The sequence below is a fragment of the Devosia sp. 919 genome (assembly GCF_013185965.1).
Taxonomy (GTDB): Bacteria; Pseudomonadota; Alphaproteobacteria; order Rhizobiales; family Devosiaceae; genus Devosia.
The window spans coordinates 2,821,448-2,847,599 of sequence record NZ_JABAOL010000001.1 but is presented as its reverse complement, the minus strand read 5'-3'; the positions used below and the strand labels follow the sequence as shown (position 1 = coordinate 2,847,599).

Sequence of the window (26,152 nt, the reverse complement as noted above, 5' to 3'; positions counted from 1 at the left end):
CGCGGCGCAGAAGAAGAGAGTGCGGCCAAGATCAGCTCCTCAGACGAGGATTAACAAGGATATAGCCGATATCGGCCAGGAGATTGAGGATGATGTAAAAGAGGGCCGTCACCAGGACGACGCCCTGCACCACCGGGTAATCCCGGGTGAACACGGCATCCACGATCAGCTTGCCAAAGCCGGGAATGGTGAAGATTTGCTCGGTCAGTACCGCCCCGGAGAGCAGGGCACCGAACTCCAGTGCACCAAGCGTGATGATCGGCGTCAGGGCATTGCGCATGGCGTGCTTGAACAGCACGACCCATTCGCTCAGGCCCTTGGCGCGGGCGGTGCGGACGTAGTCGCTCTGCAGCGCCTGGATCATGGCACCGCGTGTGTGGCGCATGATGACGCCGGCGATGCTGCAGCCCAGCACGAAGGCCGGCATGATCGTGGTGGCTAGGTTCATCTGCCAGTTTTCGCCGGGGCTGACATAGCCCGATGCCGGCAGCCAGCGCAGATAGATGGAGAAGAACAGGATCATCATGATCCCGAGCCAGAAATTGGGGATCGAGATGCCGGCCAGCGACACGACGTTCGTCACATAGTCGACGGGAGTGTTGCGCTTGAGGGCGGAGATAACGCCGCCGGCGATGCCGAGCAGCAGGGCGATGACGATGCCCATCACGGCGAGCTGCAGCGTCACCGGCAGTTTGAGCAGGATCAGTGAGGCGACGGGCTGGCCATGGCGCATGGACATGCCCAGATCGCCCGAGAACACGCCCCGCACCCAGTAGAGATACTGAACGAAAATAGGCTGATCGAGATGGTACTGTGCGCGGATGGCGGCCACCGTTTCGGCATCGGGGTTCTCGCCGGCGAGGATCAGCGCTGGATCGCCAGGCAGGAGATGCTGGAGCGAGAAGATGATCAGCGACAGCAGGAATACGGTGGGGACCAGCTGCAGGAGGCGGCGGGCAAAGAGGCTCCACATGGCTCTAGTTCCTCCCGGCTGCGGCAAGCGGGGCCGTCTCGAAGGCGGCAAAGAGCTGCTCGAGCTTGGGATTGCGGCTGGCGTCAGTCCGGGTCACCGGGCCAGGCTCGGGCAATTCGCGCCAGAAGGCGCAGGCATTGGCGTGGCCGTTGGGTTCAACATCAAGCCGCATATCCACCTCCTTGCAAGCGGGGCGGGCATGGGGGCAGCGGGTGTGGAGGCGACAGCCCTGCGGGGGCGCCAGCGGGCTGGGCAGATCGCCCTGCAGGGTCGCGGCACTCGATTCGCGCTTGGTGGGCGCGGCGACGGGGATCGCGGCCAGCAGCGCGCGGGTATAGGGATGGCGCGGGGCGCCAAAGATCATGTCGGCGGTGCCGATTTCCACGAGCTTTCCCAGATACATGACGGCAACGCGGTCGGCGATGTGCTTGACCACGCCCAGATCGTGGGAAATGAACACCAGCGCCAGTCCAAGTCGCTTCTGCAGATCCTTGAGCAAATTGAGGATTTGGGCCTGGATGGAGACGTCGAGAGCTGAGACGGCTTCATCGCAGATGATGGCGCGCGGCTCGGAGGCGAGGGCGCGGGCAATCACGACGCGCTGGCGCTGGCCGCCGGAGAATTCATGCGGATAACGGTTGGCCTGTTCGGGCCGCAGGCCAACCATTTTCAGCAGTTCGGCGACGCGCTGGCGGCGCTGATTGGCGGGCACCACATTGTGCAGCATCAGCGGTTCGGCAATGGTCTGGCCGATGGTCATGCGCGGATTGAGCGAGGCATAGGGATCCTGGAAGATCAGCTGCACCTTGTGCCGGCGGCGGCGCATGGCGGCGTGGCCGAGCTTGGTGACATCTTCCCCGTCGATCCAGACCTGCCCGGCGGTCGGCTCGATCAGGCGCATCAGCAGGCGCCCGACCGTGGATTTGCCGCAACCGGATTCGCCGACAATGGCGAGGATTTCGCCCGGCATCAGCGCCAACGACACGTCGTCAACGGCTTTGACGCTGGCCAGCGGGCGACCCAGGAAGCTGCGCTTGGCGACGAACTGCTTTTCGATGCCGCGGATTTCGACAATCGGGTGAACGGCCGGCGCAGTCTGGGCTGATAGGGTGGAGGCGGTCATGGGACGAGGTTCTCCAGCGGAGTGCGCCAGCAGCGGCTGAAATGGCCCGGCGAGACTTCCAGCAGGTCTGGCATCTCGGCGCATTTGTCGATGCTGAAGGGGCAGCGGGCGCGGAAGCGGCAGCCGCTCGGCGGATTGGCCATGTCGGGCACGGTCCCGCTGATCGCCGTCAGGCGCTCGCGCTTGCCATCAAGCCGGGGCAGGGAGCCGAGCAGGCCAACGGTATAGGGGTGTTCGGGAAAGGCGAAGAGCTGCTCAACCGAGCATTGCTCAACCACCTGGCCGGCATACATGACGATCACGTCGTCGCAGGCTTCAGCCACAACGCCCAGATCATGGGTGATGAGGATGATGGCGGTGCCGGTTTTCTCCTGCAGCTCGCCCATCAGTTCGAGCACCTGCGCCTGGATGGTGACGTCTAGCGCCGTGGTGGGTTCGTCGGCAATCAGCAGTTCGGGATCGCAGGCGAGGGCCATGGCGATCATCACGCGCTGGCGCATGCCGCCCGACAGATTATGCGGATATTGGTGGTAGCGGGTTTCGGGCGAGGGGATGCGCACAAGGCGCAGCATCTCAATCGTGCGTTCCGCAGCCGCCTGTTTGGATACTTTACGGTGGCGTAGGATGGCTTCGCTGATCTGGTCCCCAATCGTATAGGAGGGGTTCAGCGAGGTCATCGGCTCCTGGAAGATCATGGCGATGCGATTGCCGCGCAGGTCGCGAATGGTCCCGTGCGGTTCGCCCAGGAGTTCGCGGCCGGCGAAATTGACAGCGCCCGAGATGCGGGCGCTGTCTTGGGGCAGGAGGCGCATTACCGCTAGCGAGGTCACGCTCTTGCCGCTGCCTGACTCACCCACGATGGCGAGCGTGCGGCCCTTACGGACGGCAAAGCTCACGCCATCAACCGCGGTTACGGTGCGATCTTCGCCGGCGAAAACGACGCGCAGATCGTTGACCTCGAGAACCGGGTTGGCGGCAAGGTCAGCCCGTTCTTCTGGGCGGGCTGACAGGGTGCGAAGCGGAGTGGGCGTGCTCATTGCAGCGGTAATGCCTGTGCTTAGTCCTGGCGGGTCACGCCACCTAGACGGATGATGCCGTCGGGGAAGGGCTGGAAGCCGGACAGATTGGCGTTGTGGGCGAAGATCCACTGCGAGTGGTAGAGATAAACGATCGGCAGATCGCGCAGCAGGATCTCGATAGCCTGGGCGTATTTGGCTTTGCGCGTTTCGGTGTCCCCGACGGCGCGCGCTTCGGTCATGATCGCGTCCAGTTCCTCGTTGCAGTAGTGCGCATCATTGCCGGCCGCACCGCACGCGAGCATGGGCGTGATGTTGAGGTCCGGATCGACGCGACCGCTCCAGCCGACGAGGTGAGCCTCGAACGCGCCTTCGCGGGCAATGTCGAGCAAGGTCATCAGCTCGGTCGGCTTGATTTCGACATTGATGCCGACTTCGCCAACCATGGCCTGGATGATCTGGGCGACCTGCTGACGCTCCGCGTCGGTGGGCACCAGCAGTTCCACGTCAACCGAGCTCACGCCGGCTTCGGCCATCTTGGCGCGGGCAGCGTCAAGGTCGCGAGCGGGAATGGGATAGTTCTGGTCGTAATAGGGGCTGCTGGGCGGGAATGGCTGGTTGCCCGTGGTGAACTGACCTTCAAACACCACCTGATTGATAGCGTCGCGGTCAATGGCGAGGCTGAAGGCTTCGCGCACAGCGGCCTGCTTGCCGGCGTCGAGGTCGGCGCCCGAGCCGTCGATGTTGAAGGTCACGCCGTAGTAGCCCAGACCCACGACGGGAGCGACCGCGAGGTTGCTTTCGCCCTGAACCGCCGGAACGTCGGTCGCGGCAAGGCGCTCGATCAGGTCCATCTGGCCCGAGCGCAGGTTGAGCAGGCGCACATTGCCATCGGGCATGCCACGATAAACCAGGCGATCGAAGTGGTAGTTGTCGGCGTCGTGGTATTCGGCGAACTTTTCGAGGACGATGCGGTCCTGGGCGATGTGTTCGACGAACTTGTAGGGGCCCGAGCAGACGGGGCTGTTGGTGAAGTTCTCACCCAGCTCTTCGCCGGCCTTGGGGCTGATGATCATGCCGGCGCGATCGGTGAGTGCGGCCAGCAGCGGCACCGAAGGCTCGCTCAGATTGATCTGGAGCTGAAAGGGGCCGAGCACCTCGATGTTGGCGATGCTGCTGATCTCGGACTTGCGGCGCGAGGCTTCCATGGTCAGTGCGCGATCGAGATTGTACTTGATCGCTTCGGCATCGACCTTCTCGCCATCGTGGAAGGTGGCGTCTTCGCGGATGGTCAGGGTCAGCGCGGTGCTATCCGCGTTCCATTCCCAGCTGGTGGCCAGCATGGGTGCGATCTGGCCTTGTGCGTCGATGTCGACGATCTTGTCGCACAGCGACTGCAGCACGTGGCGGCCCACAAAGCTCCAGTTGGTTGCCGGATCAAGGGTGTCAGGATCATCCTGCAGGCCGATATTGAGTACCGACTGCGCCTGGGCCGGCGCGGCAGCGATGCCGGTCAGGGCAAGGCTCGCCATCAGGGCGATGTGTAAGGGCTTTAGTGTCATTGGTGTCTTCTCTCCACTGGTTGCAATTGGCGGCTAGCGGGCGATGGCGTAGCCCTGCATTCCCCTCGGATTGGCTGCCGCCTTGATAAGTTGCGTCGTCCCGTCCATCTCCCGGGCCACGGCGCTGAGCCGGCCTTCGGACCAGGCGTCGCCCAAGGTGATCTTGTGACCGCGCCGTTCCAGTTCCGCCTGCGTCTCGGCCGAATAGCGCGACTCGAGGGTCACGGCGCCAAGGCTGATCTCGCGCGGCCAGAAGGAGCTGGGCAGATGGTCGGTATGGAAGCTGGGCGCGTCGATGGCTTCCTGCAGGTTCATGCCACCATGAATGTGGCGCAGCAGCATGATGAGCTGCCACTGATCCTGCTGGTCCCCACCCGGGGTGCCGAATGCGAGATACGGGAGGCCATCACGGAACACCATCGAGGGCGTCAGCGTCGTGCGCGGCCGCACACCCGGCGCCATGCTGGAATTGAGACCCTCATCGAGCCAGAACATCTGTCCGCGCGTCGTGAGGCCAAAGCCGAGACCTGGAATAACCGGGCTCGACTGCAACCAGCCGCCCGACGGCGTGGCGGAAACCATGTTGCCCCAGCGATCCACCGCGCTCACCTGCACGGTGTCGCCGCGCTGGGCGCCATCGCGGGTGAGGGCGGGTTCGCCCTGCTTATCGGTGGGCAGAAGCACATCGCGCGCAACGGTCGGCTCGCCGCCGCCGATGCCCGGCTGGGGGATCGTGCCCACAGGGCGCAACGGCGGCAGGGCGGAATTGCGCCCCTCGGGGGAGCCCGGACGAACCTCCATTGAGGCCGTGTCGCCGATCAGCTGGCGGCGCTCATCGGCATAGGCATCGGAGAGCAGCGCGGTCAGCGGCACATCGGGGCTGTCGCCATACCAGGCTTCGCGGTCGGCCATGGCGAGCTTGGCGCTTTCCACCACCAAGTGCACGAAGTCCGGGCCGAGGGTGTCGACCTTGTCGATGCCCGTGCCCTTGAGCAACTGCAGCATCTGGAGCAGCACCGGCCCCTGCGACCAGGCCCCGCATTTGTAAACGTCGTAGCCGTGGTAGCTGACCGAAACGGGCTTTTCGATCTGAGGCTGCCAGTTGGCCATGTCCTCGGCGGTCAGCAGGCCTTTGTGGGCTTTGCCCGAAACGTCCCACACTTCCTCTGTCGCGCAAAACCGGTCGATCTGTTCGGCCACGGGTCCCTTGTACCAGAAGTCCAGCGCCGCATTGATGCGGGCTTCGCGCGTTGGCGCCTTTTGGGCGTCATCCAGAATGCGGGTGTAAAGCGCCGCGACCTGCGGGTTGCGAAACAGCTTGCCTGCTTCGGGTGCCGCGCCGTTGGGCAGGTATAGTTCGGCCGAGCTTGGCCAATGGGTGGTGAACAGCTCGCGCATGGACGCGATGGTGTTGGCGATGCGTGGCACCAGGGGATGGCCGTTGGCCGCGTAGTAAATGGCCGGCGCCAGCACATCTTCGAGTTCGGCCGTGCCGAAATCACGCAACAGAGTCAGCCAGGCGCCGAATGCCCCCGGCACGCAGGCCGGCAGCATGCCAGTGCCCGGAACAACGGTCAGGCCAAGTTCGCGAAAATAGTCCAGCGTTGCCTTGGCGGGAGAGGGGCCTTGCCCGGAAATCACGATCGGCTCGGAGGCGCCGGCGGGCGTTACCAGAATTGGAACTTCGCCCGCGGGGCCGTTCAGATGCGGCTCCACGATCTGCAGCACAAAGCCCGCCGCGACAGCGGCGTCAAAGGCTGTGTGACCTTTTTCGAGAATCGCCATCCCCGTAGCCGATGCGAGCCAGTGGGTGGTGGACACCCCCCCGAACGTACCGCGCAGTTCCGGACGTGTTGTAAAGCTCATCTTTTCCCTTCAGCTTCTCGGATACGCCCTTGAGGCGCTGTGGACAAAACTCGTATCAGCTGTGAGTATTGTATACGATACAGCTGTGCAGCCCCAACACAGCGGGGGGATAAGGCGGCATAGTGTATATTGTTTGCGCACATTGCAAGGCTGTTGCATAATTCACCGATGCAAGAATGCCGCGGCGCCAAGAGGGTCCGCGAGGAAGGAGCACGATGCTGGAGACGCGCAAAGTCCACAGCCATGTGGTGGCCGAGGAGTTGGAGGAGGAAATCATCGCCGGAATCATCCCGGCGGGATCCCGCCTCGATGAGACTTCGATCGCCGAGCGATTCGGCATTTCACGAACTCCGGTCCGCGAAGCGCTCCACATTTTGTGCGGCAGGTCGCTGGCTGAACGCGTGCCCTACAAGGGCGTGCTGGTGGTGCAGATTTCGGCCGAGCGCATCGACCAGATGTTCGAGGCCATGGCTGAGATGGAGGCGACCTGCGGCCGGCTGTCGTCGCAGCGAATGACCATGAGCGAGCGGGCCGAACTCGAGCGCCTGCATCAGCAGATGAATGCCCTGGCTGAAGCGGGCGATCACGGCGGCTACGACACCGCCAACGCCGCGTTCCACGAGCTGTTATTCCAGGGCAGTCACAACAGCGATCTGGCTGGGATAGCCCAGGCCCTGCGCGTCAAACTTGCTCCGTTCCGCAAGTATCAGCTCAAGGATACCGGCCGGCTCAAGCGGTCCTGCATCGAGCATCAGCAGATTGTCGATGCGATCCTCGATCAGGACGCGCGTGCGGCCGAAACCGCCCTGCGGCGCCATCTTGTTTCGGCGGCCCAGGAAGTGCTGATCCGCCGGCAGGTCCAGGACAGCGGCGCCAGCCATTCCACCCTTTCACCCGCTTGAACAAGACCCCACAATGTCCCATTCCAAAGACGAAGCCGCCATCCGCACCGTAATTGCCGACATGCAAGCTGCTTGGAATCACGGTGATTTCCACGGCTACATGGCTGGCTTCGCCAACCCTGACGTGGTCTTCGTCTCCCGCGGGCGCATGCAGCGCGACTGGCAGGCAACGCTCGACCATTATATCCGCGATTATGGCGCGGCCCCCGAGATGCGTGGCGAGCTTGAGTTCTCCAATATTCGCATCGAGATGCTTGCACCCGATGCGGCCCAACTCATCAGTTCCTACCGCCTGTCGCGGCCGCGCGAGGCACAGCAGGGCATTAATACAAGGCTGATGCGTAAGCGGAACGGGCGGTGGGTGATCGCGCTGAATCACGTTTCGAGCTTCGAGCCAGACTAACCTCTCTTTCTTCTCATTCCTTCCGGCGCGCTTCTGCGGCCCAACCAATTCGGCGACTTCAATGGCATTTTCCACGCGACTCAAAAGCCTCGGCATTGATATTTACATGGTGCTGCTGATCGGCATGGTGGTCCTCGCGACGCTGTTGCCGGCGCGTGGTTTTGGGGCGGAGGTGGTTTCGAAGGCCTCCTATTTCGCCGTAATGCTGCTGTTCTTTTTGTATGGTGCCAAGCTCAATACCTCGGCCATTGTGGCGGGCATCTCCAATTGGCGGCTGCAGCTGCTGGTGTTTGCGTTCACCTTCATCGCTTTCCCGTTGCTGGGCCTTCTTGCGTCGACCGCGCTGGGCTCGGTGCTGCAGCCGGAAATCGTAATGGGGCTGCTTTATCTCAGCCTCCTGCCGTCAACGGTGCAGTCTTCCATCGCCTTTACGTCCATCGCCGGTGGCAATGTGCCCGCTGCAGTCTGCGCGGCATCGGTGTCGAACCTGTTGGGTGTCTTCATCACCCCGGCGCTCACAGCGCTACTCCTGCACACCGGCGGGCATGGGGTTGATGCCAGCGCCATGCTGAGCATCGGCGTGCAGATTCTGCTGCCCTTCTTTCTTGGGCAAATGGCCCGTCCGCTGATTGGACCTTGGGTGCAAAAGCATAAGCTGCTGACTTCGATCGTTGATCGTGGCTCGATCCTGTTGATCGTTTATTCCGCCTTCAGCGCGGGCATGGTGGCCGGCATCTGGAGTCAGGTGGATTGGGTGGCGATCCTCATTCTCATGCTGATCAGCTCCCTTCTTCTTGCCGTGGTGATGATCGGCACAGTCTATGTCGGGAAGGCCTGCGGCTTGTCACAGGAGGACCGCTTGGTGCTGCTGTTCTGCGGCTCCAAGAAAAGCCTCGCGAGCGGGTTGCCCATGGCCAATATCCTGTTTGCCGGGCAAGCCGTGAGCCTGATCATCCTTCCCGTGATGATCTTCCACCAGATCCAGCTTCTGGTCTGCGCCGTTATCGCCCAACGCATCGCCAATGGCCGCAAGGCGATGGTGGCCCGAGTCGAGCCAAAGGCCTCGGCGGCTTAGCAGGCTTCAAAGGCGGCGTGCTGGCGGCTTTCGCCGCTCGCGGCCTGGAGGCGGTCATTGTTGATCTCCGGTCTTGATCAGCAATGACCATGCGCTTGGAATCAGCTGACGTTCGGTTCGGCCAATAGTGGGCCAACTGCGCTTCGCCTGCAGGTGTCGCTTTCCAGGACCGCTAAAAAGCGCTGCTTTCCCGCCCGGATACAAACCGCTCGTCGCAGCGTTTGACTTTCGTTTGCAGGGTTCAGCCATGAGCGACCAGCAAACCACCCCCACTCCCGCGCCGATCCAGACCGGTCCAGCCCAGGTCGCGCTCTATGCTCTGGTGATCGGCGCGGTTGTTGGCCTGATGCTCATCGCATGGTTCCTGCGCCAGATCTTGCTGCTGTTTTTCGCGGCGATCCTGTTGGCAGTGATCATCTGGAGCGTGGCCGAACTGGTGCGCAAAATCCTGCCGCTCCGTCTCAAAGGGTCGGTGGCAGTCGCTTGCCTGATCATTGTCGCCCTCGTTGTCGGCCTGGTCTGGCTGATGGGCGCTCAGGTGGTCGAGCAAGTCTCGACCCTGCATGACGCAGTTCCCTTGGTGGCATCTGAACTGAAAACCCGATTTGGCCTGGATGTGCAGCAATGGGTCGCCCATGCTGACTACACCAGTTGGCTCCAGGACGCTCTGGGCTATGTGCCGAGTGTGTTCAGCACGGTATCATCCAGCATCCTTGTCGTGGCCGGCGGCGTCTTTCTGGCACTTGATCCACAGGGTCATCGGGAAGGGGCCCTCTTGCTGGTGCCCCGGTCCCGACGCGAGCGGCTGCGCCAAACGCTCAATCTGGCGGCACGGTCACTGCAACATTGGCTGGCGGGGCAGGTGATTGCCATGGTGATTATCGGCGGTGCAACCGCTGCGGTTCTCGCCATGTTCGGAGTTCCCTCCGCGCTGGCCCTGGGGCTGATTGCAGGTCTGCTGGAGTTCGTGCCTTATGTCGGCGCCATCGTCGCCTATGTTCCACTTGGGTTGGCCGCCATTGCTCAGGGCGTCAACACCTTCTGGTGGGTCTTAGGGGTTTACGTCCTCATCCAGCAAAGCGAGGGCAATATCCTCATGCCGCTCCTCCAGAAACGGACGGTGGAGGTGCCGCCAGTCGTCGCGCTATTTTCGGTGGTGGGCTTGGCACTGCTGTTCGGACCACTGGGAATTGTCCTGGGCGTGCCGCTGACGGTGGTGCTGCTAGTAGCCCTGCGCGAACTCTATATCATCGATGTGTTGGGGGAGCCGCGCGAAAGCGCAAGGTCCGACCGTATCCGAGCCAGACCGACCCGAAGGGCCTAACTCTAAGCACTTGAATAGAATGGTGGGCCCACCAGGACTCGAACCTGGAACCAGACCGTTATGAGCGGTCGGCTCTAACCATTGAGCTATAGGCCCCGGCTGGGTGTGTAGCAAAGTGTCGGGAGGGCCGAAAGGGTCAACTGCCAAGGAAGTGACACTTCCGTCAGGGTCTGACGTTGGGTGCTGGAGCTGGGGCTCAGCGCCCCGAGGCACTGGGGCGGCTGAACAGTTCGGTGAGCTTGAGCAGCGCCGCCAGATGCACGTTCTCGGGGGTGGAGGGATCACGCAGGCAAAGCACATCGCTGACAACGGTGAAACTCACGCCGTTGCGGATGCCCGACGCGGTGAAATGCAGCCGCCGGTGCTCGGCCGAATAGCGGGCATGGGTCACTTCAAACTGCATGATGCCAGCTAGGCATTAGCCGTTGGCAAGGCAAGCGCGATGCGCAAGAAGCGCGCAGGAGTCCGCTCAATTCTGCATGACCGGCAAGGATCAGGGTAGTCGGGCCAGCCGTTCGGCCAGCAAGGCATAGAAGCCATCGGCATCGGCGTGGCGCATGAACTGCACATTGGCTGGCTTGCCGGTGACATGCCAATAATCGGCCACGCTCATGCCGCGCGTCAGCTCGCTCCCCGTTTCAACCGCAACATGGCAGTGACGGCCGGTGAACAGAGTAGGCTTGAGCAGATAGGCGATCACCGTGGGATCATGCAGCGGCGCGCCTGACCAGCCGTATTTCTGCAAATCGAAATCCTGGGAAAAGCTCAGCATCTCGTACACCGCCGCGCCGGCGCGATTGCCCAGGGCACGGATGGCGGCGAGCCGCTCCGGTGTGGACTGTACGCCATGCGTAACGTCGAGCGGCATCATGGTGATTGGCGCCCCACAACGCAGCACAACATCCGCGGCTTCGGGATCAACATAGATGTTGAATTCGGCCGCTGGCGTGATGTTGCCGACTTCGAAGTAAGCGCCGCCCATCAACACGATTTCGGCAATGCGCTCGGCGATCCGCGGCTCCTTGATGAGCGCCATCGCGATATTGGTGAGAGGCCCCAGCGCACAGAGGGTTACCGTGCCCGGCTCGGAAGCGAGCAGGGTATTTACGATGAAGTCCACCCCATGCATCCGCTCGAGCAGGAGCTTGGGGGCCGGCAGGTGGGGGCCATCGAGGCCGGTTTCGCCATGCACATGCTCGGCCGTGATCAGCGGGCGCCGGATGGGGCGGCCGCAGCCGGCGAACACGGGAATGTCCTTGCGGCCGGAAAGCTCGACCACCTTGAGTGCGTTGCGGGCGTTTTGCGCAACCCCGACATTGCCTGCAACAGCGACCACCCCCACAACCTCAAGTTCCTCAGGTGATGCCAGCGCCAGCAGCATGGCGACAGCATCATCCTGGCCGGGATCGGTGTCGATGATGATCTTGCGGGTCATGGAAGAACCTGAATTTTGTTGGATCGAAGAATACATGTGTGGCGCCAAGGGCCTGGCGCGCCAAACCTTACATCGGCCGGCACCCGGCGCGATAGCCGAATAGCTGCCATGCCCTCATGTGCTTGACGGATGTCGCTTGGCTGCCGAACAGTCCGAGTTCATCAATGACAAGGAATCGAGTGTGGAACACGTGGTAACGGAAGCGGCAGGTCACGGGGTGGACCTGATACCCATCGTGGTGCTGCTGGCGGCAGGTGTGTTTGCCGTACCATTGTTCAAACGCATCGGGCTCGGCTCAGTGCTGGGCTATCTCGCCGCTGGGTTGTTGCTTGGCCCGTCCGTGCTGGGCGTGATCCATGAGCCCGAAGCCGTGCTTTCGGCCGCCGAGCTCGGGGTCGTCCTCTTTCTGTTCATCATCGGCCTCGAAATGGAGCCGACGCGGTTGTGGGCACTGCGCAAGCAGATCTTTGGCCTGGGGGTCGTCCAGGTACTGGTCTGCGGCGCGCTGCTGACGGGGGTGGGCATTCTCCTCGGCTTTGCGCCAGCGGTGGCCTTTGTCGCCGGCATGGGCTTCGTTTTGACCTCGACGGCCATCGTCATGCAAATTCTCGGCGAGCGCGGCGAACTTGCCACCGATAGCGGCCAGAAAATGGTCTCCGTTCTGCTGCTCGAAGACCTTGCCATCGTGCCGCTCCTGGCCATCGTGGCGCTGCTCGGCCATTCCGGCGGATCGGACAGCTTCGGTACCCGCCTGGTGAGCATTGCCATCGCGCTTGGCGCCGTGCTGCTGCTGATCTTTCTCGGGCGCCGCATCATGAACCCGCTCTTTGCGGCGCTCGCCTCCACCAAGCAGCGTGAGGTCATGACTGCCGCTGCATTGCTGGTGGTCCTGGGCGCGGCCTTGTTGTTTCAGCTGAGCGGGCTTTCCATGGCCATGGGAGCCTTCCTGGCTGGCGTGCTGCTCTCGACCTCGACCTTCCGGCATCAGCTGGAAGCGGATGTGGAGCCGTTCCGCGGCATCCTGCTCGGGCTGTTCTTCCTTGCCGTCGGGATGTCGCTGGACCTGCGCATTGTCGCCGACAACTGGGCAATCATTGCGCTCAGTGTTGCCTGCTACATGCTGGTCAAGGGTCTTGGCATCTATGCGATTGCCCGCCTGTTGCGGTCCTCCCATGGCGAAGCGCTGGAGCGCGCCGTGCTCATGTCACAGGGCGGCGAATTTGCCTTTGTGTTGTACACGACTGCGACAGTCGCCGGCATCATCGACGCACCCACCAATTCCATCTTCACCGCCACAGTCGTGATCTCGATGGTCCTGACCCCCTTTGCGATCGCGGGCCTGCGTTTTGTGACGCCAAAGACCGCCCAGTCCATGGACGGGGTGGATAGGGCCAGCAATCTAAGGGGCAGGGTGCTCATCATCGGCTTCGGGCGCTTTGGCCAGATCGCCAGCCAGCCGCTGCTGGCGATGCATCATTCCGTCTCGATCATCGACAATGATACCGACATGATCCGGGCTGCCTCGCAGATCGGCTTCAAGGTCTATTACGGGGATGGAACGCGGCTCGATATCCTGCATGCCGCAGGGGCTGACAATGCCGAGATCATCCTGATTTGCGTCAATGACAAGGCCAGTGCAACGCGCATCGCCGAATTGGTGCGTGACGAGTTTCCCCTTGCCAAGGTCATGGCCCGTGCATTCGACCGCGGGCACGCCATTGAACTGGTCAAAGCAGGGGTCGAGTATCAACAGCGCGAACTGTTCGAGTCCTCGTTGATCCTTGGCGGCAAGGCGATCACGCTGCTTGGCGCCAGCCAGGAAGAAGCCGACCAGGTCGTGGCGGGCGTTCGCGAGCGCGACAGCCAGCGGTTCGAGTTGCAGATGGTGGGCGGCGCGCAAATGGCAGGGCGCCACTTGCTGCTCAGCAATGCGGTCGATCAGGCGCGTGAAAGCGGTGTTGCCGTGCGTGAGGAGGACATCGACGAAGACGCTAAAGAAGCGTCTTCGGTGGGAGGAGCCCGTTAGTGCCGCCAAAGTGAGGGCTTTAACCAACACTGGTTAAATGCCAGACTAAAGTCTAAGAGGGACCTGTTCGTCACGTATTCCGGATCGCGATATGCCCCAGAAGCCAATCGTCTACGACGCTCCCACCCCCCAGCCTCGTGCCACTACAGTGGAGGCATTGGAAGCCGAGATCCTTGAACGGCTGATCTATTCGGTCGGCAAGGACCCCATTGTCGCGCGGCCTCATGACTGGCTGGCGGCGACAATTCTGGCGGTGCGCGATCGGGTGATGGACCGCTGGATGGAGTCCTCGCGCGAAACCTGGCGCACCTCCCACAAGCGCGTCTATTATCTCAGCCTCGAGTTCCTGATCGGCCGCCTGATGCGCGACGCCATGAGCAATGTGGGCCTGCTTGAGCCGGTGCGAGAAGCCCTCAAGAACCTCAATGTCGATTTGGGCGACCTCATCGATCTGGAGCCTGATGCCGCGCTCGGCAATGGCGGCCTGGGCCGGCTTGCCGCGTGTTTTCTTGAGTCGATGTCCTCGCTCAAGATCCCTGCCTATGGCTATGGCATCCGCTATGTGCACGGGCTGTTCCGCCAGGAAATGAGCGAAGGCTGGCAGGTGGAACTACCCGAAGAATGGCTCGCCCACGGCAATCCCTGGGAATTCGAGCGGCGCGAAAGCTCCTATGAAATTGGCTTCGGCGGCATCGTTGAGCCGGTTGAAGGACCCGATGGCACGGTGCGCCAGGAATGGCGCCCCAACGATCATTTCCTTGCCGTCGCCTTCGACACACCCATTGTCGGCTGGCGCGGAGCGCGGGTGAATACGCTGCGCCTTTGGAGCGCCCAGCCGATCGATCCGATCCTCCTCGACAAGTTCAATTCGGGCGATCATCTTGGGGCGCTCGAGGAAAGCTCACGGGCCGAGGCAATCACCCGGGTGCTCTACCCCGCTGACTCGACCGCCGCCGGGCAGGAGTTGCGACTGCGCCAGGAGTTCTTCTTCTCCTCGGCTTCCCTGCAGGACATCGTGCGCCGGCACTTGCAGCAATATGGCGATCTGCATTCCCTGCCGGACAAGGTTGCCATCCAGCTCAACGACACGCACCCGGCCATCTCGATTGCCGAAATGATGCGGATCCTCGTGGATTTGCATGGTCTGGAATGGTCCGTCGCCTGGCCGATCTGCAAGGCAACCTTCAGCTACACCAACCACACCCTGCTGCCCGAAGCGCTGGAAAGCTGGCCGGTGGCCTTGCTCGAGCGCATGCTGCCGCGGCACATGCAGATCATCTACCAGATCAACAGCCAAGTTCTGGGCGAAGCGCGGCGCAGCGCCGAGTTCAGCGATGCGCAGGTGGCCAATCTGTCGTTGATCGATGAGAATAGCGGTCGGCGGGTGCGCATGGGCCAGTTGGCTTTCGTCGGCTCGCACGCCACCAATGGTGTGTCGGCGCTCCACACCGAGCTCATGAAGCAGACGGTGTTTTCCGATCTGCACAAGCTTTATCCCGACCGGATCACCAACAAGACCAATGGCATTACGCCGCGTCGCTGGCTGATGCAGTGTAATCCCGAACTCACCAAGCTCATCACCGAAACCATTGGGCCCGCATTTCTGGATGATGTGAATGCGCTCCAGGCGCTCGCTGATCACGCCGAGGATAGGGGCTTTCAGAATAAGTTTGCCGCAGTCAAGCGCGGGAACAAGGATCGGCTGACCCGCCTGATCAAGGATCGCATGAACATCGTAGTCTCACCGGATGCCGTGTTCGACGTCCAGGTAAAGCGCATCCACGAGTACAAGCGACAGTTGCTCAACATCATCCAAGCCGTTGCCGCTTATCAGGAAATTCGCGCTCACCCGGAACGCGAATGGGTGCCCCGCGTTAAGATCTTCGCGGGCAAGGCAGCGCCAGGGTACTGGAACGCCAAGCTCATCATCAAACTCATCAACGACGTCGCCAAGGTCATCAACAATGACCCGGCGGTGCGCGGTCTTCTCAAGGTGGTCTTCCTGCCCAACTATAATGTCAGCCTCGCCGAGGTGATCATGCCAGCAGCCGATTTGTCTGAGCAGATCTCGACAGCGGGGATGGAGGCATCGGGCACCGGCAACATGAAGTTCATGGCCAATGGCGCCATCACCATTGGCACCATGGATGGCGCCAATGTGGAGATGCACAAGGAAGTTGGCGCGGAAAACATCGTCATCTTTGGCTTGTCCACTGAAGAGGTCAACGACAAGCGAGCGCGGCACGAGGCGCCCATCCAGGCCATCGATAGTTCGCCAGCTCTCAAGGAAGCCCTCGAAGCGATCGCGTCGGGCGTGTTTTCGCCCGACGATCCGCATCGCTATGGCGATCTGATCGGCGGGCTTTATGACCGCGACTGGTTCATGGTCGCGCGAGATTTCGACTCCTATGTGGCGGCCCAAGCCCGGGTGGATGGCTTGTGGCTCGATAAGGCGCGCTGGAATGCCATGGGCATTCGCAACACGGCGCGCGTAGGCTTTTTCTCTTCGGATCGCACGATTAAGCAATATGCCGAAGAAATCTGGGGCGTGCCCGTCGCTGCAACCTAGGTTGCAGCGGAGCGCGTCCGATGAATGCAATAAGACAATGAGGTCCAGCCGGCTTTGACCGGCTGTGATCGGACAAAGGATGCGCGGGTGGACAGGCAGGACTGGCAGGCAGATGCCCGGGAAGTGGAAGCGATCGTCGGTGGGCGTCATGCCGACCCGTTCGCCTTTCTGGGCTTGCACGAGAGTAACGGACAGATGGTGCTGCGCGCATTCGTGCCGCACGCCGAGAAACTGAGCGCTTGGACGCTGGGCGGCGAGTTCCTTGGCCAACTGTTGCAGAGCCATCCGGCTGGTTTTTTCGAAGGCCCGGTCCCGCTAGCTGCCCGCCAGCCGATCCGCTATCGGGCAAGCAATGCGGGCGGGGAGTGGGATGTCTATGATCCCTATTCCTTTGGTCCCGTACTCGGCCCGCTCGACGACTACTATATCGGCGAAGGCAGCCATCTCAGGCTTTACGACAAGCTTGGCGCGCATGAGATGGAATTCGAAGGCATCCATGGCACTCACTTTGCTGTCTGGGCGCCCAATGCGCAGCGCGTGAGCGTCGTTGGCTCGTTCAACGAATGGGACGGCCGGCGCCATCCCATGCGCAAGCGGCTAGATACCGGGGTCTGGGAAGTCTTCATCCCCGTGCTCGGAACGGGCACGCTCTACAAATACGAGATCGTCGGTCCCGACGGCGTCACCCAGCCGCTCAAGGCCGATCCTTACGCCCGCCAGGCGGAAATGCGCCCGCGCACCGCTTCCGTGGTCCCCGATCCATCGCCCTTCGTGTGGACGGATGCCCAATACATGGAAGAGCGCCGCTCCAAGGATTGGCGGCGCATGCCTATGTCCATCTATGAGGTGCATCTGGGCTCATGGCGCCGCAAGCCCGATGGCGGCTTCATGTCCTATGAACAGCTTGCCGAGCAGCTGGTCCCCTATGCCGCCGACATGGGCTATACCCATATCGAGCTGATGCCGATCACCGAGCATCCCTATGATCCGAGCTGGGGCTACCAGCCCACCGGGCTTTATGCGCCGACGGCAAGGTTCGGCGATCCCGCAGGCTTTGCCCGCTTTGTTGATGCCGCTCATGAAGCCGGCATCGGTGTTATTCTCGACTGGGTGCCCGCGCACTTCCCCACCGATGCGCATGGTCTGGCGCATTTCGACGGCACCGCACTGTATGAGCATGCCGATCCACGCCAGGGTTTCCACCCCGACTGGAACACGGCGATCTACAATTTTGGCCGGCGCGAGGTTGTGTCCTTCCTCGTCAACAATGCCCTGTATTGGCTCGAGCAGTTCCACCTTGACGGCTTGCGCGTCGATGCCGTCGCCTCGATGCTTTATCTCGACTACTCCCGCCAGCCCGGCGAGTGGGTGCCCAACCAGCATGGCGGCAACGAAAACCTGGAAGCGGTCGAGTTCCTGCAGCGGGTAAACACTGAAGCTTATCGGCTGCATCCGGGCACATTCATGATCGCCGAAGAGTCCACGTCCTGGCCCGGGGTGAGCCGCCCCGTTGATGCGGGCGGGCTGGGCTTCGGGTTCAAGTGGAACATGGGGTTCATGAACGACACCCTGCGTTACATGAGCCGCGAAACGATCCACCGTCGCTATCACCACAACGACATGACCTTCGGCACGGTCTACGCGTTCACGGAAAACTTCGTGTTGCCGCTCAGCCATGACGAGGTGGTGCATGGCAAGAAGTCACTGATCGAGAAAATGCCGGGCGATGACTGGCAGAAATTTGCCAATCTGCGCGCTTATTACGCCTTCATGTGGGGCCATCCCGGCAAGAAGCTCTTGTTCATGGGGCAGGAGTTTGGCCAGCGTGAAGAATGGACCGAGGCCCATTCGCTGGATTGGTGGCTGCTGGAAGCAGGCATGCATGAGGGACTGCGGCGGCTCGTTGCTGACCTCAATGCTGCCTATCGCCAGCTTCCCGCCCTGCACGAGCGTGATTGCGAGCCGGAGGGCTTTGAGTGGGTCATTGGCAACGACCACGCCAATTCCGTCTTTGCCTGGCTGCGCAAGGCACCGGGTGCCGATCCGGTGCTGGTGGTCTCCAACATGACCCCCGTGCCGCGCAGCAACTACAAGATCCCGATGCCGATTGCCGGCAAGTGGGTCGAGCGCATCAATACCGATGCGGGTTGGTATTCCGGCAGCAACACGGGCAACCAGGGTGCTGTGACCGCTTATCCCGTCGAAGGCATGCATTGGCCGGCAGAAGCCGAGATCTATCTGCCGCCGCTTTCGACACTGTTCTTGAAATTCGAACCTGCGTGAACCGGCGGGGGCCGAAGAACGCTCCGGGTCAAACCGGGCTGATATTGGAGGGATTAAATGGCTGATTATCGGGCGCCGTCGCCGTTGGCACGCGAGGCGATGGCATATGTGTTGGCCGGTGGTCGCGGCACGCGTTTGATGGAACTGACCGACCGCCGCGCTAAGCCGGCCGTTTATTTCGGCGGCAAGTCGCGCATCATCGATTTCGCGCTCTCGAACGCCATCAATTCGGGCATTCGCCGGATTTCAGTGGCGACGCAATACCAGGCGCATAGCCTGATCCGGCACTTGTCGCGCGGCTGGAACTTCCTGCGTCCGGAGCGTAACGAAAGCTTCGACGTGCTGCCAGCCAGCCAGCGGGTGCGCGAGGATATGTGGTATGCCGGCACCGCCGATGCCGTGTACCAGAACATGGACATCATCGAAGATTCCGGCGCACGCTATATCGTGATCCTCGCGGGCGACCACATCTACAAGATGGACTATGAAATCATGCTGCGCCAGCATGTGGACACTGGCGCCGACGTGACCATCGGGTGCCTGGAAGTGCCGCGGATGGAGGCCACCGGCTTTGGCGTGATGCATGTGGATGGCCGCGACCGCGTCGTCAATTTTGTCGAGAAACCCAAGGACCCTCCGGGAATCCCCGACAAGCCGGACATGGCGCTGGCCTCCATGGGCATCTATGTGTTCGACACGCGGTTCCTGATGGAGCAGCTGCGGCGCGATGCTGCCACCGAAGGCTCCAACCGCGACTTCGGCAAGGACATCATCCCTTATATCGTCAAGAACGGCACCGCCTGGGCGCACCGCTTCCCACGCTCCTGCGTACGCTCGTCCAAGGAAGAAGTGTCCTATTGGCGCGACGTCGGCACGATCGACGCCTATTGGAAGGCTTCGATCGACCTCACCGACATCCAGCCCCAGCTCGATCTCTATGACCGCGACTGGCCGATCTGGACCTATGCGGAGATCACCCCGCCGGCCAAATTCGTGCATGACTATGACGGGCGGCGCGGTGCGGCGGTGAACTCGCTGGTTTCGGGCGATTGCATCATCTCGGGCGGCTCGCTGCAGCGCACGCTGCTCTCGACCGGGTCGCGCGTCCACTCCTATTCGGAACTCAACGAAGCGGTGGTGCTGCCTTATTGCGACATCGGTCGCAGCGCCAGGTTGCGCAAAGTGGTGATCGATCGCGGCGTCAACATCCCCGAAGGCCTCGTGGTCGGCGAGGATCCCGAGTTCGATGCCAAGTGGTTCCGCCGCAGCGAAGACGGCGTGACGCTGATCACCCAGCCCATGATCAACAAATACCTGGCGAGCCGATGATCGAAGTTCTCTCGGTCGCGTCAGAGGTTTACCCACTGATCAAGACCGGCGGCCTGGCAGATGTGACGGGCGCCTTGCCCGCCGCACTGGCTGGCCGCGGCGTCAATATGCGCACCCTTGTTCCCGGCTATCCAAGCGTGCTTCGGCAGATGGAAGGCGGTCGGGTGGTCAAGGAGCTCGACGATCTCTTTGGCGGGCCCGCACGGCTGCTGGCCGGCCGCACGGCTGGCCTCGACGTGATCATCATCGATGCGCCGCATCTCTATAATCGGCTCGGCAACATCTATGTCGGCCCCGAAGGGGACTGGCCGGACAACTGGCAGCGCTTTGCCGCGCTGGGCTGGGTCGGGGCCGAGCTGGGTATGGGCATGGTCGGGGGCTATCACCCCCAGATCATTCATGCCCATGATTGGCAGGCGGGCCTCGCGCCGGCCTATATCAAGTTCGGCCGCTCGGACCGGATCAAGACCGTGATGACCATCCACAACATGGCATTCAAGGGCTTTTTTGGCGCCGAGATTTTTGGCCAGTTGCGCTTGCCGCCACAGGCCTTCAGCGTGCACGGTGTCGAGTATTACGGCGGCATTTCTTACCTGAAATCGGGGCTGGAATGCGCTGACTTTGTCACCACGGTCAGCCCCACCTATGCCGAGGAAATCCGCACGCCCGAGTTCGGCCTCGGCCTCGAAGGGCTGCTGAATGCCCGCCAGAGTACCGTCGCGGGCATTCTGAATGGCATTGACACCCAGACCTGGAACCCCGCGACCGATCCGGCGCTGGCACAGAAATATACCTCCAGCACTGTGCATATGCGTCGCGTCAACAAGGCCGCGGTGGTTGAGCAGTTCGGCCTCGAGGGGGTCGACGGTCCGCTGTTCTGTGTCGTCAGCCGCTTGACCGACCAGAAGGGTATGGACCTGCTGCTGCAAGCTGTGCCCGACCTGATCGGGGCCGGTGGCCGGCTCGCGGTCCTGGGCTCGGGAGAAGCTTATCTTGAGGATGGCTTCCGCCACATGGCCGCGGCTTACCCCGGCAAGGTTGGCCTCGTCGTGGGCTATAACGAGAACCTGTCTCACCTCATGCAGGGCGGGTGCGATGCTATTGTGATCCCCTCCCGGTTCGAGCCTTGCGGGCTGACCCAGCTTTATGGCCTGCGCTATGGCTGCGTGCCGGTTGTCAGCCGCATCGGCGGTTTGGCCGATACGGTGATCGACGCCAATCCCGCCGCGCTGCAGGCGGAAGTCGCCACCGGATTTCAGTTTGCGCCCAACAGTGTCGAGGCCCTTGCTGAAGCCCTGCGCAAAGCCGTCCGGCTTTACCGCCAGGACAAGGTTTGGAAGAAAATGCAACGCCGCGGCATGAAGGCAGATGTGTCCTGGGAAACCAGCGCCGGCCTTTATGCAGACCTTTACGCCTCTCTCCTCCGGCTCAAGAATGACGATGATCAAGACGATTGAAACCACGCCTTACCCCGACCAGAAGCCGGGCACATCCGGGCTGCGCAAGCGCGTAACCGTTTACCAGCAGCCCAACTATGTCGAGAACTACATCCAGGCGATCTTCGACTCGCTCGAAGGGTTTGCCGGCCAGACCCTCGTGATCGGCGGCGATGGCCGGTTCTACAATGATGTGGCCATCCAGAAGGCGATCCGCATCGCGGCTGCCAATGGTTTTGGCAAGGTGATGGTGGGGCAGAACGGCCTGCTCTCTACGCCCGCCGCCAGCCACATCATTCGCCATTACGGCGCCTTTGGCGGCCTCGTGCTCTCGGCCAGCCACAATCCGGGCGGACCGGACGGCGATTTCGGCATCAAGTACAATATCGGCAATGGCGGGCCGGCGCCCGAAAAGATCACCGATGCGGTGTTCGCGCGCACCAAGGTGATCGAGAGCTACAAAACCGTCGATGCGCCCGATGTGGCGCTAGGGCAGGTGGGTAGCCAGCGCGTCGGCGACATGGTGGTCGAGGTGATCGACCCCGTGGCTGATTACGCTGCCTTGATGGAAACTCTCTTCGACTTCGACGCCATCCGCGCATTGTTTGCCGGTGGTTTCCGCATGACCTTTGATGCGATGCATGCGGTTACCGGGCCCTACGCCAAGAATATCATCGAGGACCGACTGGGTGCGCCTCATGGTACTGTGGTGAACGGCACACCGTCGCCTGATTTCGGCAACGGCCACCCCGATCCGAACCTCGTCTACTGCAAGGATATGCACGACCTGCTGATGACGCCTGAGGGTCCTGATTTCGGCGCCGCCTCTGATGGCGACGGGGACCGGAACCTTATTATCGGCAAGAACCGCTTCGTTACCCCTTCCGATTCCCTCGCGCTGCTCGCCGCTAACGCGCATCTCGCGCCCGGCTATCGCAACGGCATTGCCGGGATCGCTCGTTCCATGCCCACCAGCGCCGCGGCAGACCGGGTCGCGGAAAAGCTGGGCATCGAGATGCACGAGACGCCCACCGGCTGGAAGTTCTTCGGCAATCTTCTCGATGCTGGCCGCGTCACCATCTGCGGCGAGGAAAGCGCGGGCACGGGCTCCAATCACGTGCGCGAAAAGGATGGGCTCTGGGCCGTGCTGTTGTGGCTCAACATCATCGCCGCGCGCGGGCAGAGCGTGGACGAGATTGTGCGCGAACATTGGGCCACTTACGGGCGCAACTACTATACGCGGCACGATTATGAGGAGGTCGATGCCGCTATTGCCAATGCGCTGGTCGATGATTTGCGTGCCCGACTGCCGAGCCTTGCTGGCCAGACCTTCGGCGAGGACCTGCAGATCGCCTATGTCGATGACTTCACCTACCATGATCCGGTGGATGGCTCCACGAGCGCCAAGCAGGGCATTCGCATCGGTTTTACCGACGGCTCGCGCATCGTCCTGCGCCTGAGCGGCACGGGTACCGTTGGTGCCACCTTGCGGCTTTATCTCGAGCGTTACGAGGCGGCCGACGGACGTCACGATCTGGAAACGCAAATGGCTCTGGAGCCTTTGATCGCCATTGCCGACCAACTTGCCGCAGTTCGGCAACGCACTGGCCGTGAGGCACCGAGTGTTATCACCTGAGATGGTGCCACGGCTGCTCCCCGGCCGCGGCAACACCCATGATCTGGGCGCGACGATCACCCCTGAGGGGGTCAACTTCGCGGTTTATTCCTCTGCTGCAACAGCGCTTTGGGTATCGATCTTCGATGAACATGACAGCGAGGTTCATCGCTTTCCATTCGATGTGCATCACGACGGTATCCATGCCGCTCTGATCGCCGGTCTAGCAATGGGCACGCGCTATGGGCTGCGTGCCGACGGACCATATGCGCCCGATAGCGGCTTGTTTTTCGATCCTGCGCGGCTCCTCGTTGATCCCTATGCCCGGCAACTGGATCGGGCCTTCGCCTATTCGCCCGACTTGCGTTGCCCACGAGACCCCTCCTTCGATACCGCGCCACTGGTGCCCAAGGCCGTCGTGGTCGAAAAGCTTGCGGCTGCGATTGGACCGCTCCTGACGACCCCCAAGTTCTTCTACGAGCTCAATGTGCGTGGTTTCACCATGCGCCACCCCCAGGTCCCACCGGCCGAGCGCGGTACGCTGAAGGGCTTGGGTGCGCCGGCCGTGATCGAGCACTTCCAACAGCTTGGCGTCGACACCCTGCAGTTGATGCCGGTGACCGCCTGGATTGACGAGCGGCACCTGCCGCCGCTGGGGCTGAGCAATGCCTGGGGCTATAATCCCATCGCCTATGGCGCCATTGATCCGCGCCTTGCACCCGGCGGTATCGCCGATCTACGTCAGCTCACGGACCGCTATCGGGAGGCGGGGATTGCGGTGATCCTGGATGTGGTGTTCAACCACACCGGCGAAAGCGATGCGCAAGGCCCAATCCTGAGCCTCATGGGTCTCGATCCGCAAGCTTATTTCTGGTTTGCCGATCGCGAAGAACGGCAGGAACTCGTCAATTATACCGGCACTGGCAATACGCTGCGCTGCAATCATCCAGCGACGCAGCGCCTCGTCATCGACAGCCTGCGCTTTTGGGTGGAGGAGGGCGGTGTATCGGGCTTTCGCTTCGACCTGGCGCCGGTGCTGGGGCGCGAACCAGAGTTCAATCCCCGCGCCGAACTGCTCGAGCGGATCAAGGCCGATCCACTGCTGAGCCGGTGCATCCTTGCCGCGGAACCCTGGGATCCGGGTCCGGGCGGCTATCGGCTGGGCCAGTTCGGGCCGCCATTCCGGGAGCACAACGACACTTATCGGGATGGGGTGCGGGCCTTTTGGCGGGGCGAGCCCGGCTCCATCGGCCGGTTTGCAGCCAAGCTTGCCGGCAGCGCCGAGTTGTTTGACCGCGATGGGCGCACGCCCGCTTCAGTGATCAATCTGCTGGCGGTGCATGACGGCTTCACCCTGCGTGATCTAGTGAGTTATGCGCACAAGCACAACCAAGCCAATGGCGAAGACAACCGCGACGGGCACAATCACAATCTCTCCTGGAATTGCGGCGTGGAAGGGGAAACCGAGGATGCGCAGATCAATCTAGCCCGCCGCCGCGATGTGCGCGCGCTGCTCGCCACGCTGCTGCTGTCGCGCGGCGGCATCCTCCTGCAACAGGGCGACGAGTTGTTCCGCACGCAAGGAGGCAACAACAATGCCTATGCGCAGGACAACGAGATCACCTGGCTGGACTGGTCCAACGGTGATCGGGAGCTAGCGGCCCTTGTTGCTGCCGTTTACGCTTTTCGCCAGGAGCATCCGGCGGTGCATGCTGACCGCTTCCTCAACGGGACCGGAGCCGCCGGGCACCGCGACGTGACCTGGTTGCACCCATCGGGTCACGAGATGAACAGCGTCGAATGGGAGCATCCCAATGCTTCGGTTCTGGGCATGCATCTCTGCTACGGCTCCGATGACGTGCTGATCTGGTTTAACCGCCGGCACGATAGCCTCGTCGCGCAACTGCCCGCTGGCGACTGGAGTGTGGGCCTCGCTTCCGACCTGCACCCGGTGATCGGCGGCGGAACGGTTACTTTGGGGCCCCGTTCGGTAGTGGCTCTGGTTCGGGGAAAGGCAGACAATGATCATCGCCCAGCTCAGTGATATCCACGCCAACGGAACCCGAGAGGCGCTGGCCCGGCTCGATGCCGTGCTGACCTGGCTGCGCCCTCTCGCGCCCGACGCGGTAATCGTGAGTGGGGACCTGGCGGAAGATGGCGCACTGCAAAGCTATGCTGATGTTGCCGAACGGCTGGGATCGCTCAAGGCGCCGGTTCAGGTGGTGCCCGGCAATATGGATCACCACGGCCCCATGCGGCGCGTCTTCGGCGCCGAGCACAGTTGGGGGCTGCAGGGCGCGCTTCACAGCATCAGGGATCTGGGGTCGCTGCGATTGATCGGGCTGGATGTGACCGTGGCCGGTCAGCACCATGGTGACGCTGCACCCGTGCTAGGGTGGCTCGCGGAGCAGCTGGCGGAGCAGGGCCCGCCAGCGCTCCTGTTCCAGCACCAGCATCCTTTTCGCTGCGGGATCGACAACAAGGATCGCAATATTTGCCTTAACGGCGCCGCCTTGGCGGACACGATCGCTGCGGCTGCCTCGCCGGTGCTGGGCCTTACCTGCGGGCATGTGCACCGACCATTGTTCACGAGCTTTGCCGGCCGCCCCGCCACGATGGCTCCTTCTGTGGCGCGCTCCAACAAGCTGCGCCTCGATGGCAAGGAGGCTCAACGCGTCGACCCGCCCGGGCTGATGATCCATCATTTCGCCGATGGCCGTCTGGTCAGCCATGTGGTGATGATCGCTTCCTAGTCCGACGCCTCGACCATGCCCATGCGGCGGTAAAAGCGTTGCGCCACTATGTTGTCGGCCTCGACCTTGAGATCAACCTGGGTCAGCCCCTCGGCGGCAAAGACGACCAAGGCGGTGCGCAGCAAGGCTGCGCCAATACCTCGATGGCGCCACCCTGGCGCAACAGCCAGATCCTTGATGAAGCCACTAGTCCAGCACTGGGCAATGCCGATGGGCCGGTCGTTCGCGTCCGCGGCGATGATGACGAGCTCGGGATGAAACTCGTCATCCTCGACAAGCCCTGTCCACCAGGTCTCGAAGGGCGGGACACTGCCGCCGCCATCGCGGTAAGCCAGCACCAGCAGATCGTGCAGGTCTCGCGGTCGGGCCTCCGCCAGCGGCATCCGGTATGTGCCTTGGGGCCAGACCGGCGCCGGCGGCGAGCCCGTAAGGCTCGCCCGCAAGCGCAGAAAGACGGTCACT

At 62.3% G+C, this 26,152-nt stretch carries 20 protein-coding genes and 1 tRNA gene; 12 read left to right on the top strand and 9 right to left on the bottom strand.

Features of this window, described 5'->3' with window-relative positions:
* Positions 1-31: 31 nt before the first annotated feature.
* The 5 genes from HRQ64_RS13810 to HRQ64_RS13790 are packed head-to-tail and all read right to left on the bottom strand — an operon-like array spanning position 32 to position 6,540.
* Entirely contained in the window at positions 32-973 is a 942-nt protein-coding gene (locus HRQ64_RS13810) for an ABC transporter permease (protein ID WP_127753621.1), read from the bottom strand.
* Between the two features lie 4 nt (positions 974-977).
* A complete protein-coding gene (locus tag HRQ64_RS13805) occupies positions 978-2,096 on the bottom strand; it encodes an oligopeptide/dipeptide ABC transporter ATP-binding protein (RefSeq protein WP_172123698.1) in 1,119 nt (372 codons plus the stop codon).
* Positions 2,093-3,133 carry an ABC transporter ATP-binding protein gene (locus HRQ64_RS13800; RefSeq protein WP_172123697.1) on the bottom strand — a complete coding sequence of 347 codons (1,041 nt, stop codon included), beginning with the start codon at positions 3,131-3,133 and terminating at the stop codon, positions 2,093-2,095. The genes HRQ64_RS13805 and HRQ64_RS13800 overlap by 4 nt, the downstream gene beginning before the upstream one ends.
* Positions 3,134-3,153: 20 nt before the next feature.
* Entirely contained in the window at positions 3,154-4,674 is a 1,521-nt protein-coding gene (locus HRQ64_RS13795; RefSeq protein ID WP_172123696.1) for an ABC transporter substrate-binding protein, read from the bottom strand.
* A 33-nt stretch (positions 4,675-4,707) separates the two neighbouring features.
* A complete protein-coding gene (locus HRQ64_RS13790; protein WP_172123695.1) occupies positions 4,708-6,540 on the bottom strand; it encodes a gamma-glutamyltransferase family protein in 1,833 nt (610 codons plus the stop codon).
* A gap of 215 nt (positions 6,541-6,755) precedes the next feature.
* Between HRQ64_RS13790 and HRQ64_RS13785 the strand changes: the two genes are divergently transcribed.
* The 4 genes from HRQ64_RS13785 (at position 6,756) to HRQ64_RS13770 (ending at position 10,244) form a co-directional block, all read left to right on the top strand.
* Positions 6,756-7,442 (top strand): GntR family transcriptional regulator, encoded by a 687-nt coding sequence (locus HRQ64_RS13785; protein ID WP_172123694.1) that lies wholly within the window; start codon positions 6,756-6,758, stop codon positions 7,440-7,442.
* Between the two features lie 13 nt (positions 7,443-7,455).
* On the top strand, positions 7,456-7,845 hold the full coding sequence (locus HRQ64_RS13780; protein ID WP_127753615.1) for a nuclear transport factor 2 family protein: 390 nt from the start codon (positions 7,456-7,458) through the stop codon (positions 7,843-7,845).
* 61 nt (positions 7,846-7,906) lie between these two features.
* Positions 7,907-8,920: a bile acid:sodium symporter family protein gene (locus tag HRQ64_RS13775; protein ID WP_172123693.1), complete on the top strand. Its 1,014-nt coding sequence runs from the start codon at positions 7,907-7,909 to the stop codon at positions 8,918-8,920.
* Positions 8,921-9,167: 247 nt separating this feature from the next.
* A complete protein-coding gene (locus HRQ64_RS13770; RefSeq protein ID WP_172123692.1) occupies positions 9,168-10,244 on the top strand; it encodes an AI-2E family transporter in 1,077 nt (358 codons plus the stop codon).
* A 20-nt stretch (positions 10,245-10,264) separates the two neighbouring features.
* Here the strand turns inward: HRQ64_RS13770 and HRQ64_RS13765 are convergent.
* The 3 genes from HRQ64_RS13765 to HRQ64_RS13755 all read right to left on the bottom strand — a co-directional run bounded on the left by HRQ64_RS13765 (position 10,265) and on the right by HRQ64_RS13755 (position 11,679).
* Positions 10,265-10,340 (bottom strand) — tRNA-Ile (locus HRQ64_RS13765).
* A 100-nt stretch (positions 10,341-10,440) separates the two neighbouring features.
* On the bottom strand, positions 10,441-10,647 hold the full coding sequence (locus tag HRQ64_RS13760) for a hypothetical protein (RefSeq protein ID WP_127753612.1): 207 nt from the start codon (positions 10,645-10,647) through the stop codon (positions 10,441-10,443).
* Between the two features lie 90 nt (positions 10,648-10,737).
* Positions 10,738-11,679: a nucleoside hydrolase gene (locus tag HRQ64_RS13755; protein ID WP_172123691.1), complete on the bottom strand. Its 942-nt coding sequence runs from the start codon at positions 11,677-11,679 to the stop codon at positions 10,738-10,740.
* A gap of 190 nt (positions 11,680-11,869) precedes the next feature.
* Between HRQ64_RS13755 and HRQ64_RS13750 the strand changes: the two genes are divergently transcribed.
* From HRQ64_RS13750 to HRQ64_RS13715, 8 genes are all read left to right on the top strand, one after another.
* The gene (locus HRQ64_RS13750) at positions 11,870-13,705 is read left to right on the top strand and encodes a monovalent cation:proton antiporter-2 (CPA2) family protein (protein ID WP_172125070.1); all 1,836 of its coding nucleotides are present in this window, start codon (positions 11,870-11,872) and stop codon (positions 13,703-13,705) included.
* 91 nt (positions 13,706-13,796) lie between these two features.
* Positions 13,797-16,274 carry a glycogen/starch/alpha-glucan phosphorylase gene (locus HRQ64_RS13745; protein WP_127753610.1) on the top strand — a complete coding sequence of 826 codons (2,478 nt, stop codon included), beginning with the start codon at positions 13,797-13,799 and terminating at the stop codon, positions 16,272-16,274.
* An 87-nt stretch (positions 16,275-16,361) separates the two neighbouring features.
* The gene (glgB, locus tag HRQ64_RS13740; RefSeq protein WP_349236713.1) at positions 16,362-18,557 is read left to right on the top strand and encodes a 1,4-alpha-glucan branching protein GlgB; all 2,196 of its coding nucleotides are present in this window, start codon (positions 16,362-16,364) and stop codon (positions 18,555-18,557) included.
* 57 nt (positions 18,558-18,614) lie between these two features.
* Positions 18,615-19,886 (top strand): glucose-1-phosphate adenylyltransferase, encoded by a 1,272-nt coding sequence (glgC, locus tag HRQ64_RS13735; protein WP_172123690.1) that lies wholly within the window; start codon positions 18,615-18,617, stop codon positions 19,884-19,886.
* Positions 19,886-21,343, top strand: a complete 1,458-nt coding sequence (gene glgA, locus HRQ64_RS13730) for a glycogen synthase GlgA (RefSeq protein WP_172125066.1) — start codon at positions 19,886-19,888, stop codon at positions 21,341-21,343. Before glgC ends, glgA begins: the two co-directional genes overlap by 1 nt.
* Positions 21,321-22,958 carry an alpha-D-glucose phosphate-specific phosphoglucomutase gene (locus HRQ64_RS13725; protein WP_172123689.1) on the top strand — a complete coding sequence of 546 codons (1,638 nt, stop codon included), beginning with the start codon at positions 21,321-21,323 and terminating at the stop codon, positions 22,956-22,958. Before glgA ends, HRQ64_RS13725 begins: the two co-directional genes overlap by 23 nt.
* Positions 22,945-24,981, top strand: a complete 2,037-nt coding sequence (gene glgX / locus HRQ64_RS13720; RefSeq protein WP_349236712.1) for a glycogen debranching protein GlgX — start codon at positions 22,945-22,947, stop codon at positions 24,979-24,981. Before HRQ64_RS13725 ends, glgX begins: the two co-directional genes overlap by 14 nt.
* On the top strand, positions 24,959-25,690 hold the full coding sequence (locus HRQ64_RS13715) for a metallophosphoesterase (RefSeq protein WP_127753606.1): 732 nt from the start codon (positions 24,959-24,961) through the stop codon (positions 25,688-25,690). The genes glgX and HRQ64_RS13715 overlap by 23 nt, the downstream gene beginning before the upstream one ends.
* Here the strand turns inward: HRQ64_RS13715 and HRQ64_RS13710 are convergent.
* Positions 25,687-26,151, bottom strand: coding sequence for a GNAT family N-acetyltransferase (locus tag HRQ64_RS13710; protein ID WP_172123688.1), 465 nt, complete (start codon positions 26,149-26,151; stop codon positions 25,687-25,689). The two genes, HRQ64_RS13715 and HRQ64_RS13710, sit on opposite strands and share 4 nt — an antisense overlap.
* Between the last annotated feature and the right edge of the window lies 1 nt (position 26,152).

Excerpts from the sequence above, each read along its gene's own strand:
- HRQ64_RS13810 (WP_127753621.1), bottom strand. The coding sequence starts at position 973 with ATGTGGAGCCTCTTTGCCCGCCGCCTCCTGCAGCTGGTCCCCACCGTA.
- HRQ64_RS13805 (WP_172123698.1), bottom strand. The coding sequence starts at position 2,096 with ATGACCGCCTCCACCCTATCAGCCCAGACTGCGCCGGCCGTTCACCCG.
- HRQ64_RS13800 (WP_172123697.1), bottom strand. The coding sequence starts at position 3,133 with ATGAGCACGCCCACTCCGCTTCGCACCCTGTCAGCCCGCCCAGAAGAA.
- HRQ64_RS13795 (WP_172123696.1), bottom strand. The coding sequence starts at position 4,674 with ATGACACTAAAGCCCTTACACATCGCCCTGATGGCGAGCCTTGCCCTG.
- HRQ64_RS13790 (WP_172123695.1), bottom strand. The coding sequence starts at position 6,540 with ATGAGCTTTACAACACGTCCGGAACTGCGCGGTACGTTCGGGGGGGTG.
- HRQ64_RS13785 (WP_172123694.1), top strand. The coding sequence starts at position 6,756 with ATGCTGGAGACGCGCAAAGTCCACAGCCATGTGGTGGCCGAGGAGTTG.
- HRQ64_RS13780 (WP_127753615.1), top strand. The coding sequence starts at position 7,456 with ATGTCCCATTCCAAAGACGAAGCCGCCATCCGCACCGTAATTGCCGAC.
- HRQ64_RS13775 (WP_172123693.1), top strand. The coding sequence starts at position 7,907 with ATGGCATTTTCCACGCGACTCAAAAGCCTCGGCATTGATATTTACATG.
- HRQ64_RS13770 (WP_172123692.1), top strand. The coding sequence starts at position 9,168 with ATGAGCGACCAGCAAACCACCCCCACTCCCGCGCCGATCCAGACCGGT.
- HRQ64_RS13760 (WP_127753612.1), bottom strand. The coding sequence starts at position 10,647 with ATGCAGTTTGAAGTGACCCATGCCCGCTATTCGGCCGAGCACCGGCGG.
- HRQ64_RS13755 (WP_172123691.1), bottom strand. The coding sequence starts at position 11,679 with ATGACCCGCAAGATCATCATCGACACCGATCCCGGCCAGGATGATGCT.
- HRQ64_RS13745 (WP_127753610.1), top strand. The coding sequence starts at position 13,797 with ATGCCCCAGAAGCCAATCGTCTACGACGCTCCCACCCCCCAGCCTCGT.
- glgC (WP_172123690.1), top strand. The coding sequence starts at position 18,615 with ATGGCTGATTATCGGGCGCCGTCGCCGTTGGCACGCGAGGCGATGGCA.
- HRQ64_RS13725 (WP_172123689.1), top strand. The coding sequence starts at position 21,321 with ATGACGATGATCAAGACGATTGAAACCACGCCTTACCCCGACCAGAAG.
- HRQ64_RS13715 (WP_127753606.1), top strand. The coding sequence starts at position 24,959 with ATGATCATCGCCCAGCTCAGTGATATCCACGCCAACGGAACCCGAGAG.